12 protein-coding genes are annotated in these 13,838 nt (G+C 60.7%); 11 read left to right on the top strand and 1 reads right to left on the bottom strand.

Translation table 11 applies throughout. From position 1 onward, the window contains the following. Positions 1-18: 18 nt before the first annotated feature. The 3 genes from KGB07_RS26110 to KGB07_RS26100 are packed head-to-tail and all read left to right on the top strand — an operon-like array spanning position 19 to position 3,702. Complete coding sequence (locus tag KGB07_RS26110) at positions 19-1,032, top strand: iron ABC transporter substrate-binding protein (RefSeq protein ID WP_223466997.1); 1,014 nt, start codon at positions 19-21, stop codon at positions 1,030-1,032. Positions 1,033-1,036: 4 nt separating this feature from the next. After that, positions 1,037-2,635, top strand: a complete 1,599-nt coding sequence (locus tag KGB07_RS26105; RefSeq protein ID WP_223466996.1) for an ABC transporter permease — start codon at positions 1,037-1,039, stop codon at positions 2,633-2,635. Further along, the gene (locus tag KGB07_RS26100) at positions 2,632-3,702 is read left to right on the top strand and encodes an ABC transporter ATP-binding protein (RefSeq protein WP_046037085.1); all 1,071 of its coding nucleotides are present in this window, start codon (positions 2,632-2,634) and stop codon (positions 3,700-3,702) included. The genes KGB07_RS26105 and KGB07_RS26100 overlap by 4 nt, the downstream gene beginning before the upstream one ends. Positions 3,703-3,706: 4 nt before the next feature. Here KGB07_RS26100 and xerC read toward each other — a convergent pair whose 3' ends face one another. After that, on the bottom strand, positions 3,707-4,645 hold the full coding sequence (gene xerC / locus KGB07_RS26095; RefSeq protein WP_046037086.1) for a tyrosine recombinase XerC: 939 nt from the start codon (positions 4,643-4,645) through the stop codon (positions 3,707-3,709). Positions 4,646-5,037: 392 nt separating this feature from the next. On the opposite strand from xerC, the gene arnB reads away from it, so the two are divergent. The 8 genes from arnB to KGB07_RS26055 are packed head-to-tail and all read left to right on the top strand — an operon-like array spanning position 5,038 to position 13,835. Further along, positions 5,038-6,186: a UDP-4-amino-4-deoxy-L-arabinose aminotransferase gene (arnB, locus tag KGB07_RS26090; protein ID WP_046037087.1), complete on the top strand. Its 1,149-nt coding sequence runs from the start codon at positions 5,038-5,040 to the stop codon at positions 6,184-6,186. Further along, on the top strand, positions 6,183-7,202 hold the full coding sequence (arnC, locus tag KGB07_RS26085; protein ID WP_046037088.1) for an undecaprenyl-phosphate 4-deoxy-4-formamido-L-arabinose transferase: 1,020 nt from the start codon (positions 6,183-6,185) through the stop codon (positions 7,200-7,202). The genes arnB and arnC overlap by 4 nt, the downstream gene beginning before the upstream one ends. Next, positions 7,199-9,190 (top strand): bifunctional UDP-4-amino-4-deoxy-L-arabinose formyltransferase/UDP-glucuronic acid oxidase ArnA, encoded by a 1,992-nt coding sequence (arnA, locus tag KGB07_RS26080; protein WP_046037089.1) that lies wholly within the window; start codon positions 7,199-7,201, stop codon positions 9,188-9,190. Before arnC ends, arnA begins: the two co-directional genes overlap by 4 nt. Continuing rightward, positions 9,190-10,074: a 4-deoxy-4-formamido-L-arabinose-phosphoundecaprenol deformylase gene (gene arnD, locus KGB07_RS26075; RefSeq protein ID WP_223466995.1), complete on the top strand. Its 885-nt coding sequence runs from the start codon at positions 9,190-9,192 to the stop codon at positions 10,072-10,074. The genes arnA and arnD overlap by 1 nt, the downstream gene beginning before the upstream one ends. Further along, positions 10,071-11,720 carry a lipid IV(A) 4-amino-4-deoxy-L-arabinosyltransferase gene (gene arnT / locus KGB07_RS26070; protein ID WP_223466994.1) on the top strand — a complete coding sequence of 550 codons (1,650 nt, stop codon included), beginning with the start codon at positions 10,071-10,073 and terminating at the stop codon, positions 11,718-11,720. Before arnD ends, arnT begins: the two co-directional genes overlap by 4 nt. Further along, entirely contained in the window at positions 11,717-12,061 is a 345-nt protein-coding gene (gene arnE / locus KGB07_RS26065) for a 4-amino-4-deoxy-L-arabinose-phosphoundecaprenol flippase subunit ArnE (protein WP_046037092.1), read from the top strand. Before arnT ends, arnE begins: the two co-directional genes overlap by 4 nt. Further along, positions 12,058-12,459 (top strand): 4-amino-4-deoxy-L-arabinose-phosphoundecaprenol flippase subunit ArnF, encoded by a 402-nt coding sequence (arnF, locus tag KGB07_RS26060; protein WP_046037093.1) that lies wholly within the window; start codon positions 12,058-12,060, stop codon positions 12,457-12,459. Before arnE ends, arnF begins: the two co-directional genes overlap by 4 nt. Then, positions 12,456-13,835: a UDP-glucose dehydrogenase family protein gene (locus tag KGB07_RS26055; RefSeq protein WP_223466993.1), complete on the top strand. Its 1,380-nt coding sequence runs from the start codon at positions 12,456-12,458 to the stop codon at positions 13,833-13,835. Before arnF ends, KGB07_RS26055 begins: the two co-directional genes overlap by 4 nt. Positions 13,836-13,838 lie beyond the last annotated feature (3 nt).

The raw sequence follows: 13,838 nt of genomic DNA, 5'->3' as shown, positions 1-13,838 counted from the left end.
CCAGGAGCAGCCCGCAGAATGATTCCCCACATCCCTTCGTTCTTGAAAAAAGCCCTGCTGGCCACCGCTTTGCTGAGCGCTGGTCAGATCTATGCCGCTGACTCCGTCGGCATCGTGGTGTACAACGCGCAACACGAAGGCCTGACCAAGGCCTGGGTCGAGGGTTTTACCCAGGAGACCGGTATTCCTGTCACCCTGCGCAACGGTGATGACACCGAGATGGGCAACCAGATCGTGCAGGAAGGCGCGGCTTCTCCGGCGGACGTGTTCCTGACCGAAAACTCCCCGGCCATGGTCCTGGTCGACAACGCCGGGCTGTTTACGCCAGTCGACAAAAACACTCTGGAACAGATTGACTCCGCCTACCGCCCGGCCCACGGCAAATGGGTCGGGATTGCCGCGCGCTCCACGGTATTTGTTTACAACCCAAGCAAACTGTCGGAAGCCAATCTGCCGAAATCGATCATGGACCTGGCCGATCCAAGCTGGAAAGGACGCTGGGCCGCGTCGCCAGGCGGTGCTGACTTCCAGGCCATCGTCGCTGCCATCCTGGAACAAAAGGGTGAAGCCGCCACGCTGGAATGGCTGAAAGCGATGAAAACCAATTACGCCAACTACCGTGGCAACAGTTCGGTACTCAAAGCGGTGAATGCCGGGCAGATCGACAGCGGCGTGATCTACCACTATTACAGCCTGGTCGATCAGTCCAAGACCGGCGAAAACAGCAAGAACACTGCCCTGTACTATTTCAAGCACAAAGACCCGGGCGCTTTTGTTAGCATCTCCGGCGGCGGCGTCCTCGCTTCCAGCAAACACAAAGAACAAGCCCAGGCGTTCCTCAAATACATTACCGGCAAGGATGGCCAGGCTGTCCTGAAGAACGGCAAGTCGTTTGAGTACGCCGTGGGCAAGAACGCTGAATCCAACCCTAAACTGGTGCCTCTGAATCAACTCGATGCGCCGACTGTCGATGCTTCCAAGCTCGACAGCAAAAAAGCCGTAGAGCTGATGACACAGGCCGGACTGCTCTAAATTGATGCCAGAAACCCTGCCTGCGGAGGTCGCTGAGGCGACACCCGCACATTTGCGTCGACGATCCCGCGGAGTCTTTGCGGGACGTGGCGGTGTATGGGTGATCGGTTTGTCGGTGCTGGTTTCATTACTGGCACTGCTACCGATCGCTTACGTTATTGGCGTGTCCCTGCAGACAGGCTGGTCAACCGTTGTGGCCCTGGTGTTCCGCCCTCGTGTCGGTGAACTGCTGGTCAACACCGTGTTGCTGGTGCTGCTGACGATTCCCTTGTGCGTCGCACTGGGGGTGACGCTGGCGTGGCTCACGGAACGCACGAATCTGCCGGGGCGGCGCTGGTGGTCGTTGCTGGCCACCGCGCCGCTGGCGGTGCCTGCGTTCGTTCACAGCTACGCCTGGGTCAGCCTGGTGCCACCGATTCACGGCTTGTTTGCCGGTGTCCTGGTCTCGGTCATCGCCTACTTCCCCTTCCTGTATTTGCCGGTGGCGGCCACTTTGCGTCGGCTCGATCCGGCCATCGAAGACGTCGCCGAATCCATGGGGCTCAAGCCCTGGAAAGTGTTTTTCCGTGTGGTATTGCCGCAATTGCGCCTGGCGATCTGCGGCGGCGCCTTGCTGGTCGGCCTGCACCTGCTGGCCGAATATGGCCTGTACGCGATGATCCGCTTTGACACCTTTACCACCGCGATCTTCGATCAGTTCAAATCGACCTTCAACGGTGCGGCTGCACACATGCTGGCCAGTGTGCTGGCGCTGTGTTGCCTCGCAATGCTGACGGCCGAATCCGCCGCACGGGGCTCCGCGCGTTACGCTCGGGTCGGTTCCGGAAGCGCCCGGGAGCAACGGGTCGTGTACCTGAAACCGGTATCCACCCTGTTCTCGCTGACGCTGCAAATCGTGACCTGCGCCCTGGCCCTGGGCGTACCCTTGATCACTCTGGGTAAATGGCTCATTGCCGGCGGTGTGGAAGTCTGGGACATGGCCGAATTGTTGCCCGCGCTGGAGCAAACCCTGTTGCTCGGCATCGCGGGCGCGGCGCTGACCACCTGCGCGGCGATCCCGATTGCCTGGCTGTCGATCCGTTACCCGGGCCGAATGCAACGGGTACTGGAAAGCTGCAACTACATCACCAGTTCCTTGCCGGGCATTATCGTGGCGCTGGCACTGGTGACCGTCACGATCCATTTTGCCCGGCCAATCTACCAGACCACCTTCACCGTCCTGCTGGCGTACCTGTTGATGTTCCTGCCCCGCGCCCTGGTGAGCCTGCGCGCAGGCATTGCCCAGGCCCCGGTGGAACTGGAAAACATTGCCCGCAGCCTTGGCCGCTCGCCGGCCCGGGCACTGTGGCTGATCACCTTGCGCCTGGCCGCACCGGGGGCAGCCGCCGGCGCGGCGCTGGTGTTCCTGGCGATCACCAACGAATTGACTGCCACCCTGCTACTGGCCCCGAATGGTACGCGCACCCTGGCGACCGGATTCTGGGCCATGACCAGCGAAATCGATTACGCGGCCGCTGCGCCATACGCCGTATTGATGGTTGTGCTGTCGCTGCCGTTGACCGGACTTCTTTATCACCAATCGAAAAAAACGGCTGGCCGATGAACACTCTTGAATTGAATGCCCTCTACAAGTCCTATGGCGCCCATTGCGCCCTGGACAACGTCAGCCTGTCGGTGCCCAGTGGCAGTCGCACGGTCATTGTCGGCCCCTCAGGCTCGGGCAAGACCACATTGCTGCGGATGATCGCCGGCTTCGAGTTCCCCGATGCCGGGCGTCTTTCGCTCAATGGCCAGACCCTGGTCGACAGCACCCACGAAGTGCCGGCCCATCAACGCCTGATCGGCTACGTGCCACAGGACGGCGCACTGTTCCCGCACATGACCGTGGCGGCGAACATCGGCTTCGGCCTGGCGACCAAGGGCACTGAAAAACAGCAACGCGTCGCCGAACTGATGGACAGCGTGGCCCTGGACGCGAAGATGGCCGGGCGCTGGCCCCATGAATTGTCCGGCGGCCAGCAACAGCGCGTGGCCCTGGCCCGGGCGTTGGCGCAACAGCCACGACTGATGCTGCTGGACGAACCTTTTTCGGCGCTCGATACCGGATTGCGTGCGGCGATGCGCAAGATGGTTGCGCGACTGCTGGAAGACGCGGGCGTCACCACCATCCTGGTCACCCATGACCAGAGTGAAGCCCTGTCGTTCGCCGACCAGCTGGCGGTGATGCGTCATGGCCGACTGGTACAGTCTGGACATCCGCTGGACCTTTACCGTTATCCAGAAGACGAACAGACTGCGCTGTTCCTGGGGGATGCCGTGGTCATGCCCGCACGCATCGAGGCCGGTTGGGCCCATTGCGACCTGGGGCGGATCCCGGTCAACAACCACCGCAACAACCGCTCGGCGCAGATCATGCTGCGACCCGAACAGCTGCAACTGGCAAGCGTCCACCCCAGCGACCCGGAAGCCAGCGGTTGCCGGGCCCTGGTCACCGATCGGGATTTCAGCGGCAACACCTGCACGCTGACGGTGGAGCTCCAGCCGTTGGCCCATAGCGAGCAACCGGGTCGATCCATGCTGGTGCGCAGTTCAGGCATGTATGCGCCACCGGCCGGTAGCTCGGTTCAGGTCTCGACCATCGGCCATGCCCATGTACTGAGCGAAATGTGATCGTTCACAGGTCGAATCGATCCACTGCCCGACGCCGCTCGTTGTCATCGCGTACATCGTAGTTGGCCGTGGTCTGGATGTTGCTGTGGTGCGCCAGCTTCTGCGCAATCGACAAGTCATGCTCTTCGATTACCCGGGTGATAAATGAACGCCGGAAGTCGTGGGGCATGATTTTCACCCCGACCTGCGCGCCCCGTTGCCGGGCGATGTAGTAAATCGCGTGTTTGGTGATGCGCTCACGGGTGATATGGCTGCCGCGGCGGATGCGGTTGAACAGGAACGTGTCGTCCGACTCCCCTTCCTTGAGCAGCGAGCGGCGCAGCTCAAGCCAGGCTTCAAGCTTGGCGAAGGCCCAGGCCGGGGCATACTTGATCAACTGCTTGTTGCCCTTGGCCGTCACCCGCAGGCTGCGCTCGGTGAAATCGACCTGGTTCAGCTCCAGGTTCACCGATTCGGACTTGCGCATTCCCGAACCGTACAAAATCCCGATGATCGCCGCATCCCGCAGACCTTGCGGCCGTGGATCGGCGGCGCAGACCGCCATCAGCTCCTGGATCAGCGTGCGCCTGAGATTGCGCCCCTGGGACAGCCGTGTACCGGCCATGCCCTTCACCGAACGCATCTTCAACAGGTGATCCTGAGAGATCAGGCTCATGCGCCACGCTTCGTTCATCACCCCGCGCACCGCGTTGACATAGAGCGAAGACGTGTTCGGCGCATAGCCGTCCGAACGCAAGGTGGCCACCAGCGCAATGACGTCCTCGGGCTGCAGGTTGTGCCAGGGGATTTCCTCGATATCGTGGTCTTCGAAGCCCAGGCGGTCGGCGGCATCCTGCAGCACATAGCGCATGGTCAGTTGGCTGGATGGCGCCAGTCGCGCCAGATACAGGGTCAGCGGATTGGTGAGGGGTGAGCGTGAGTCAGTAACAGGTAAGTCAATCAAACGAAACGGCCTTGAATGTAAACAGTTCAATGAAACAACTAAGAAGTGAAATAACCATCAAATAAATGACAATACTTCTGTAGGACTTTTCCTAAAAAACGCGATAACCGGAAGAAGTCTGAACAGCGGCTTAATAGCCTTCAGATAAAACGATTCCCCAACCGTTTTTTCATGTTCCTTTCACAAAATCGGGCATAACCTTCTATAAACTCGGCGCTGCCCATACGGATGCCCAACCTGCCGGCCATCGCGAAAAAAGTCAACTGACGCAGTTTTTTGCTTCCATCCAGTAACTAGTTGATTTGATGCAGATTCTGATTTAGCGTCTATGATGATTTTTGGATCCCTTTTAGCCTCAAAGGCTATTTACGTTTTCAGCCCCTGAGGTGCCCATGAGTCAGGCGTTTCTCCCTTTCTCCCGTCCCAGTATCGGCGACGAAGAAATCGCAGCCGTAGAGCAAGTATTGCGCTCCGGATGGATCACTACCGGGCCGAAGAACCAGGCACTGGAAGAACACTTCGCCAACTACGTCGGTTGTCGACATGCCGTGGCACTTTCCTCGGCCACCGGCGGGATGCATATCACCCTGCTGGCCTTGGGTGTCGGTCCCGGCGATGAAGTCATTACCCCGTCGCAGACCTGGGTTTCCACTGCCAACATGATCACCCTGCTGGGTGCCACACCGGTGTTCGTCGACGTCGACCGCGACACGCTGATGACCGACGTGGCCTCTATCGAAGCCGCGATCACGCCGCGCACCAAAGCCATCATCCCGGTGCATTACGCCGGTGCGGCATTCGACCTCGATCCGCTCTACGCCCTGGCCGACAAACACGGCATTGCCGTGATCGAAGACGCCGCCCATGCCGCTGGCACGCTCTACAAAGGTCGCCATGTCGGTTCCAAAGGCACGGCGATCTTCTCGTTCCACGCGATCAAGAACATGACCTGCGCCGAAGGCGCCATGTTCGTCAGTGACGATGAAGCCCTGGCCTCGCGAGTACGCATGCTCAAGTTTCACGGGCTCGGGGTTGATGCCTACGATCGCCTGACCCACGGCCGCAAGCCCCAGGCCCAAGTGATCGAGCCAGGCTTCAAGTACAACCTGGCCGACATCAACGCGGCCATCGCGCTGGTGCAACTGGAACGCCTGGACGAGATCAACGCCAAGCGCACTCAACTGGCACAGACCTACTTGCAGCGCCTGGAAGGCTTGCCAGTGCAGCCGCTGGCCGTCCCCGCTTACTCGCAAAAGCACGCCTGGCACCTGTTCATCCTGCGTATCGATGCCGAGCGCTGCGGGCTGGATCGCGAAGCGTTCATGAAAGCCCTCCAGGAACAGAATGTCGGCACAGGTATTCACTTCATTGCAACGCACCTGCACACTTACTACCGCCAGCGTTACCCCAACCTGTACCTGCCCAACACCGAATGGAATTCGGCGCGGCTGTGTTCGATCCCGTTGTTCCCCGACATGACCACCGATGATGTCGAGCGTGTCGTCGGCGCCATTGAAAACTGCATGGACAGAAGCCTTTGAGACCTTACCCAATCAACTTCGTGTCGATCGTCATTCCGGTCTACAACGAACAGGAAAGCCTGCCCGAGTTGCTTCGCCGCACCGAAGCAGCGTGTCAGCAACTGACCCATCCCTACGAGATCGTTCTGGTCGACGACGGCAGCCGAGATGACTCCGCACAGATTCTGGAAGATGCCGCCTCCCGCGAAGGCAGCCCTGTGGTGGCGGTCATCCTCAACCGCAACTACGGCCAGCACGCAGCGATCATGGCCGGTTTCGAGCAGTGCAAGGGCGATGTCGTCATCACCCTCGATGCCGACCTGCAAAACCCGCCCGAAGAAATCCCGCGGCTGGTAGCGCAGGCCGAACTTGGCTATGACGTCGTCGCGACCGTGCGCAACAACCGCCAGGACTCGGCCTTGCGCCGCTGGCCATCGAAGCTGATCAACCTCGCCGTGCAACGTTCCACCGGTGTGGCCATGAGCGACTACGGCTGCATGCTGCGGGCCTACCGTCGCACCATTGTCGACGCCATGCTTGCCTGCCGTGAACGCAGCACCTTCATTCCGATCCTGGCCAACAGCTTTGCCCGCCACACCACGGAAATCCTCGTGACCCACGCCGAGCGTGAACACGGCGATTCCAAGTACAGCCCCATGCGCCTGATCAACCTGATGTTCGACCTGGTCACCTGCATGACCACCACGCCCCTGCGACTGCTGAGCATCGTCGGCGTCGGCATGGCGGCCCTGGGCATGCTGTTCGCCATAGCCTTGGTCCTGCTGCGCCTGGTGTTCGGCGCCGGCTGGGCCGGTGGCGGCACCTTCGTACTGTTCGCCGTGCTGTTCGTCTTTACCGGCGGGCAATTCATCGGCATGGGCCTGCTGGGTGAATACCTGGGCCGCATGTACAGCGACGTGCGCGCACGCCCGCGCTTCTTCATTGAAAAGGTGCTGCGTAGCCAGCCCGCCTCCCCAACTTCCGCTGTTACTGTCGACGGCCTAACTTCCACTTCTTCAGATCAGGTTCCTTCATGAGTGCAAAAGCTGTTGTCTTCGCCTATCACGATATTGGCTGCGCCGGCATCGAATCCCTGCTTTCCTCCGGTTTCGAGATCGCTGCGGTGTTCACCCACGCCGACGATCCGAAGGAGAACGCGTTCTACGGCTCCGTCGCGCAACTGTGCGCCCGCCACGGTATTGCCGTGCATGCACCGGAAGATGCCAACCATCCGCTGTGGATCGAGCGTATCGCCAAGCTCGACCCCGACTACATTTTCTCCTTCTACTACCGCAACCTGCTGAGCGAACCACTACTGGCCACGGCGCGTAAAGGCGCGTTCAACCTGCACGGCTCCCTGCTGCCACGCTACCGTGGTCGCGCACCGGCCAACTGGGTGCTGGTCAACGGCGAAACCGAAACCGGTGTGACCCTGCACCGCATGGTCAAGCGTGCCGACGCGGGTGCCATCGTCGCCCAGCAGAAAGTCGCGATCGAGCGTAACGACACGGCGCTGAGCCTGCACGGTAAATTGCGCACAGCGGCCTCTGACCTGCTGCGCGACACTTTGCCAGCGCTGCTGCAAGGCAAAGCCAGTGAAACACCGCAAGACGAATCCAAAGCCACGGTGTTCGGCCGTCGCACCCCGGCCGACGGCAAACTGGTCTGGGCCAAGCCGGCCGAAGAACTGTTCAACCTGGTCCGCGCGGTTACCCAGCCGTACCCGGGCGCCTTCTGCGCGGTGGGTGAGCACAAGCTGATTGTCTGGAGCGCCGAAATCGCCAAGGGCAACGAAGGCCTGGCGCCAGGCCGCGTCATCAGCGTCGACCCGCTGCGCATCGCCTGCGGTCAAGACTCGCTGATCATCAACGCCGGCCAGCGCAACGACAACGGTCTGTACCTGAGCGGCCCGCAACTGGCCAACGAACTCGGCCTGGTGGATGGTTCCGTGCTGCGCGGCGCCGAATCCGGTCGTGCCCCGCGTCGCACCCGCGTACTGATCCTCGGTGTCAACGGCTTCATCGGCAACCACTTGTCCGAGCGCCTGCTGCGCGACGACCGCTACGAAGTCTACGGCCTGGATATCGGTTCGGACGCCATCGAGCGCCTGCGCAGCCACCCGAATTTCCACTTCGTCGAAGGTGACATCAGCATCCACTCCGAGTGGATCGAGTACCACATCAAGAAGTGCGACGTGGTGCTGCCGCTGGTGGCCATCGCCACGCCAATCGAATACACCCGTAACCCGCTGCGTGTATTCGAACTGGACTTCGAAGAGAACCTGAAACTGGTTCGCTACTGCGTCAAGTACAACAAGCGCGTGATCTTCCCTTCGACCTCGGAAGTCTATGGCATGTGCCAGGACAATAATTTCGACGAAGACAACTCCAACCTGGTGGTCGGCCCGATCAACAAGCAGCGCTGGATCTACTCGGTTTCCAAGCAATTGCTGGACCGTGTGATCTGGGCCTACGGCCAGAAGGGTCTGAACTTCACCCTGTTCCGTCCATTCAACTGGATGGGCCCGCGCCTGGACCGTCTGGATTCGGCCCGTATCGGCAGCTCCCGTGCGATTACCCAGCTGATCCTGAACCTGGTGGAAGGTACGCCGATTCGCCTGTTCGACGGTGGCGAGCAAAAACGCTGCTTCACCGACATCGCCGACGGTGTGGAAGCACTGGCGCGAATCATCGACAACGACAACGATGTCTGCAACGGCCAGATCATCAACATCGGCAACCCGGAAAACGAGGCCAGCATCCGTCAGTTGGGCGAAGAGCTGCTGCGTCAGTTCGAAGCTCACCCGCTGCGCGCCAACTTCCCTCCGTTCGCCGGTTTCCGCGACATCGAGAGCAAGGCCTTCTACGGCACCGGCTACCAGGACGTGTCGCACCGCAAGCCAAGCATCGCCAACGCCAAGCGCCTGCTGGACTGGACGCCAACCGTTGAGATGAGCGAAACCATCGGCAACACCCTGGACTTCTTCCTGCGCGAGGCCATGCTCGAAATCGCGGACAAGCGCTGATGCAGGCGGGACTGCGGATCGATGTCGACACCTACCGGGGCACCCGTGAAGGGGTGCCCCGGCTGCTGGAAATCCTTGATGAGGCACAGGTCAAGGCGACGTTCTTCTTCAGTGTCGGGCCGGACAACATGGGGCGCCATTTGTGGCGCCTCATCCGTCCGCAGTTTCTCTGGAAAATGCTCCGTTCCAACGCAGCCGGCCTGTATGGCTGGGACATCCTGCTGGCCGGCACCGCATGGCCCGGAAAACCGATCGGCCGCGACCTGGGGCATTTGATGCGCCAGGCCCGGGATGCCGGGCATGAGGTGGGTTTGCACGCCTGGGATCACCATGGCTGGCAGGCCAATGCCGGGCGTTGGAGCGATGCACAACTGGTCGAACAGATACGCCGTGGCGTGGACACCCTCAGCGACATTCTCGGGGAAAAGATCACCTGCTCGGCGTCCGCCGGCTGGCGTGCCGACGAGCGTGTGATCGAAGCCAAGCAAGGGTTCGGCTTTCGCTACAACAGCGATTGTCGTGGCCAGAGCCTGTTCCAGCCGCAATTGGCCGATGGTCGCCTGGGCGCACCGCAAATCCCGGTGGACCTGCCGACCTTCGACGAAGTGGTCGGGCCGACCGTTGCAGCCAAGGATTTCAACACGTTCATCCTGGACCGGTTCACCCCGGAAAAACTCAATGTCTACACGATCCATGCCGAGGTGGAAGGGATTCTGATGGCCAACGATTTCCGTCAACTGCTGAGCGACGCACATCAGCGGGATATCCGTTTTAAACCCTTGGGCGACTTGTTGCCCCAGACCCCTGACAGCTTGCCGATCGGTCGCGTGGTACGCGGTGCGCTCGAAGGTCGCGAAGGCTGGCTGGGAGTGCAAGGCGCATGAGCAAACGCTGGGCTTTGCCGTTATTGCTGGCCTTGATGGCGCTGGCGTACCTGCTGCCGCTGGGCAGTCATGGCTTATGGATTCCCGACGAAACCCGCTACGCCCAGATCAGCCAGGGCATGCTCCTGAGCGGCAACTGGGTGTCGCCGCATTTCATGGACGTGCGCTATTTCGAAAAACCCGCGGCCGGCTACTGGATGATTGCCATCGGGCAGGCGCTGTTCGGCCAGAACCTCTTCGGAGTGCGCTTCGCCTCGGCACTGAGCACCGGTTTGAGCGTGCTGCTGTGCTACCTGGTCGCCCGCCGGATGTGGAACGAACCACGCAAAAGTTTCGCCTGCGCGCTGCTGTACATGAGCTTCACGGTCATTGCGGCTTCGGCGGGGTATGCCAACCTCGATCCGCAATTCACCTTCTGGGTCAGTCTGAGCCTGGTGGCGCTATGGTTCGCGCTCGACAGCACGAGCCGTGGGCAACGCCTGATCGCGTGGGCGGTGCTGGGTCTGGCTTGCGGCATGGGCTTCATGACCAAGGGCTTCCTGGCCTGGTTGCTGCCGGTGCTGATCGCCCTGCCCTGGATGATCTGGCAAAAACGCTGGCGTGAACTGCTGGTCTACGGCCCCGTAGCGGTGGTGGTCGCCATCGTCGTGAGCCTGCCGTGGGCACTGGCAGTGCACGCCCAGGAGCCCGACTATTGGCGGTTTTTCTTCTGGCACGAACACATTCGCCGTTTTGCCGGGGACGATGCCCAGCATGACGCACCATGGTGGTACTACCTGCCGTTGCTGGTGGCTTTCAGCATGCCGTGGGTTGCATTGTTGCCGCCCGCGCTCAAGCAAGCCTGGCAGACCCGACGCCAGTCCAATATCGCGTTCCTGCTGCTGTGGCTGTGGATGCCGTTGTTTTTCTTCAGCCTGAGCAAGGGCAAGTTGCCGGCCTACATCCTGCCGTGCCTGTTACCCCTGGCATTGTTGCTCGGCCATGCACTGGCTGACCGATTGAAGCTGGAGCAAGGTCGCGTCCCGGGCATCAACGGCCTGCTGAACCTGGTGGTGGGTGTAGTCATCCTGCTGGCCCTGGTTTATCTGCAACTGAAAAAGCCGATTTACGATCATGAACTGCACAACCTGGTGCTGGTGTTCATCGGCTTGATCGGCTGGATCATGGCCAACCTGCTGCAAGCCTTCCGCCCGTTGCAGTGCTGGGCCGCCCCGGCTTTTGGCAGTTTGTTGCTCGTCGGTTTGTTGCCTGCCGGACTGCCCAACTCCGTAGTCGCCAATAAGACGCCTGACCAATTCATCCTCGATCACGCCCAGGAGCTCGGCCAAAGTGCCAAGTTGTTGAGCAACGACCTGGGGGCCGCGTCGGCGTTGTCCTGGCGGGTGAAACGGCCGGAAGTGGCTTTTTTCAACACGATAGGCGAATTGAAATATGGCCTCGCCTATCCTGATTCGCTTAAGCAGCGCGTCAACACCGATCAGGTGCAACAGTGGATGCACGACGCCCGCCAGCAAGGCTCGGTCGGTGTGGTCATGCGGGTCAAGGGCGAAGAAGAGCTGCGCGAACTTGAACAGTTGCCCAAAGAGGGCAAGCGGTATGAACAAGGCAATCTGGTGATTTTGATTATTCCTCAGGCGGCACCATGAGCCTGCTATTGCTACTGGTGGCCTGCCTGCTCACCTGCCTGGGGCAAATCGCCCAGAAATATGCGGTAGAAAGCTGGCGCGGCCAACCTTCCGGGTGGACGGACAAACTGCGTTCGCCCTGGCTTTGGCTGGCCCTGGCTTCTCTAGGGCTGGGCCTGCTGGTGTGGTTGCTGGTGCTGCAACGCCTGGAAGTCGGGATTGCCTATCCGATGCTGAGCCTGAACTTCGTGCTGATCACTCTGGTGGCGCGTTTCGTGTTCCACGAAACCATCGACCGCCGCCACTGGTTGGGTGTGGCGTTGGTGATCGGCGGCGTGGCATTGCTGGGGCAACACGCATGAACCTGAGTCGCGGTATCACCTTCGCTCTGGGCAGCGTGTTACTGGTCAGCGCCGCCCAACTGGGCATGCGCTGGAGCATGAGTCACCTGCCACAACCCGAACAATGGCTCAGCGCTCACATCGACCTGACAGCGATTGCCGTGGTGCTCCTGGCCATCTTCGCCTACGCCCTGTCGATGCTCTGCTGGCTCGTCGCCCTGCGGGACCTGCCCCTGGGCCGCGCCTATTCGTTGCTGAGTATCAGCTACGCGCTGGTGTACCTGCTGGCCGCCAGCCTGCCGCTGTTCAACGAAACGTTCAGCCTTTCAAAAAGCCTTGGCGTGGCATTTGTCATCCTCGGCGTCATTACCATCAATTCTCGACCTGCTCGTGCGCCCGAATCAAGGAGTGCCCCATGAAAATCAGTGTGTTTGGTAGCGGTTATGTTGGCCTGGTGCAGGCAGCGGTATTGGCGGAAGTCGGCCACGATGTGGTCTGCATGGACGTTGACGAGAAAAAGGTCGAACTGCTCAAGCAGGGCCACGTGAGTATCTTCGAACCCGGGCTGGCCAGCCTGGTACGCGAAGGCCTGGATGCCAAGCGGTTGCAGTTCACCAGCGACGAAAAATTCGCCGTTCAGCATGGTGAGGTGCTGTTCATCGCAGTGGGTACGCCGTCCCGGGAAGATGGATCGGCAGATCTGCGTTACGTCATGTCGGTGGGCGAGGCCGTGGCACGTCATCGCGAAAAACCGGCCATCCTGGTGGAAAAATCCACCGTGCCAGTCGGTACCGGCGACGCCCTGCGCGCGCACATGGACAAATACCTGGCCGAGGCCGGACGCGCGTTGCAGTTCGACATCGTCTCCAACCCGGAATTCTTGAAAGAAGGCTCGGCCGTCTCCGATTGCCGTCGCCCGGACCGTATCGTCGTGGGCTGCGAGCGCGAAGAAGTGCGTGAGGTGATGCGTGACCTGTACTCGCCCTTCAACCGCAACCATGAACGCATCATGTTCATGGACCTGCGCAGCGCCGAGCTGACCAAGTACGCTGCCAACTGCATGCTGGCGACCAAGATCAGCTTCATCAACCAGATCGCCGAACTGGCCGAACACCTGGGTGCCGATATCGAGTCGGTACGCCTGGGCATCGGCGCCGACTCCCGCATCGGTTACCACTTCATCTACCCCGGTTGCGGCTACGGTGGCTCGTGCTTCCCCAAGGACATGCGCGCCCTGATCCACAGCGCCGAAGAGGCCCATTGCTCCAGTGACCTGCTGCAAGCGGTGGAAGCCATCAACGAGCGGCAGAAACACAAGCTGTTCGAGCGCATCAACGCGTTCTACAAGGGCGACTTGCGTGGCAGGACCTTTGCCTTGTGGGGCCTGGCGTTCAAGCCAAACACCGACGACATGCGCGATGCGCCGAGCCGGGTGTTGCTCGAATCCTTGTGGGCCGCCGGGGCGAATGTCCGTGCGTTCGATCCGGAAGCCATGCAGGAAACCCAGAAGCTGTATCCCGATGAATCGAAACTGATGCTCATGGGTACGCCCGAGTCGGTCTTGTCCGGTGCCGATGCACTGATCATCTGCACCGAATGGCAACAGTTCAAGGCGCCGGACTTCGAACTGATCCAGCAGCGGCTCAATGCACCGGTAATCTTCGACGGCCGCAACCTGTACGACGCGGACCGCCTGGCACGCATCGGTTTCACCTACTTCCCGATCGGCCGTGGCGAATCGCGCAAATTGCCGATTCCTTACCAGCAATGGTCAACCGAAACCGTGGTCGCCTGAACC

This window comes from Pseudomonas sp. GL-RE-26 (assembly GCF_019956275.1).
Lineage (GTDB): Bacteria > Pseudomonadota > Gammaproteobacteria > Pseudomonadales > Pseudomonadaceae > Aquipseudomonas > Aquipseudomonas grandcourensis.
Note: the sequence above shows the minus strand (reverse complement) of the source record. Positions and strands in the feature narration are given on the sequence as shown.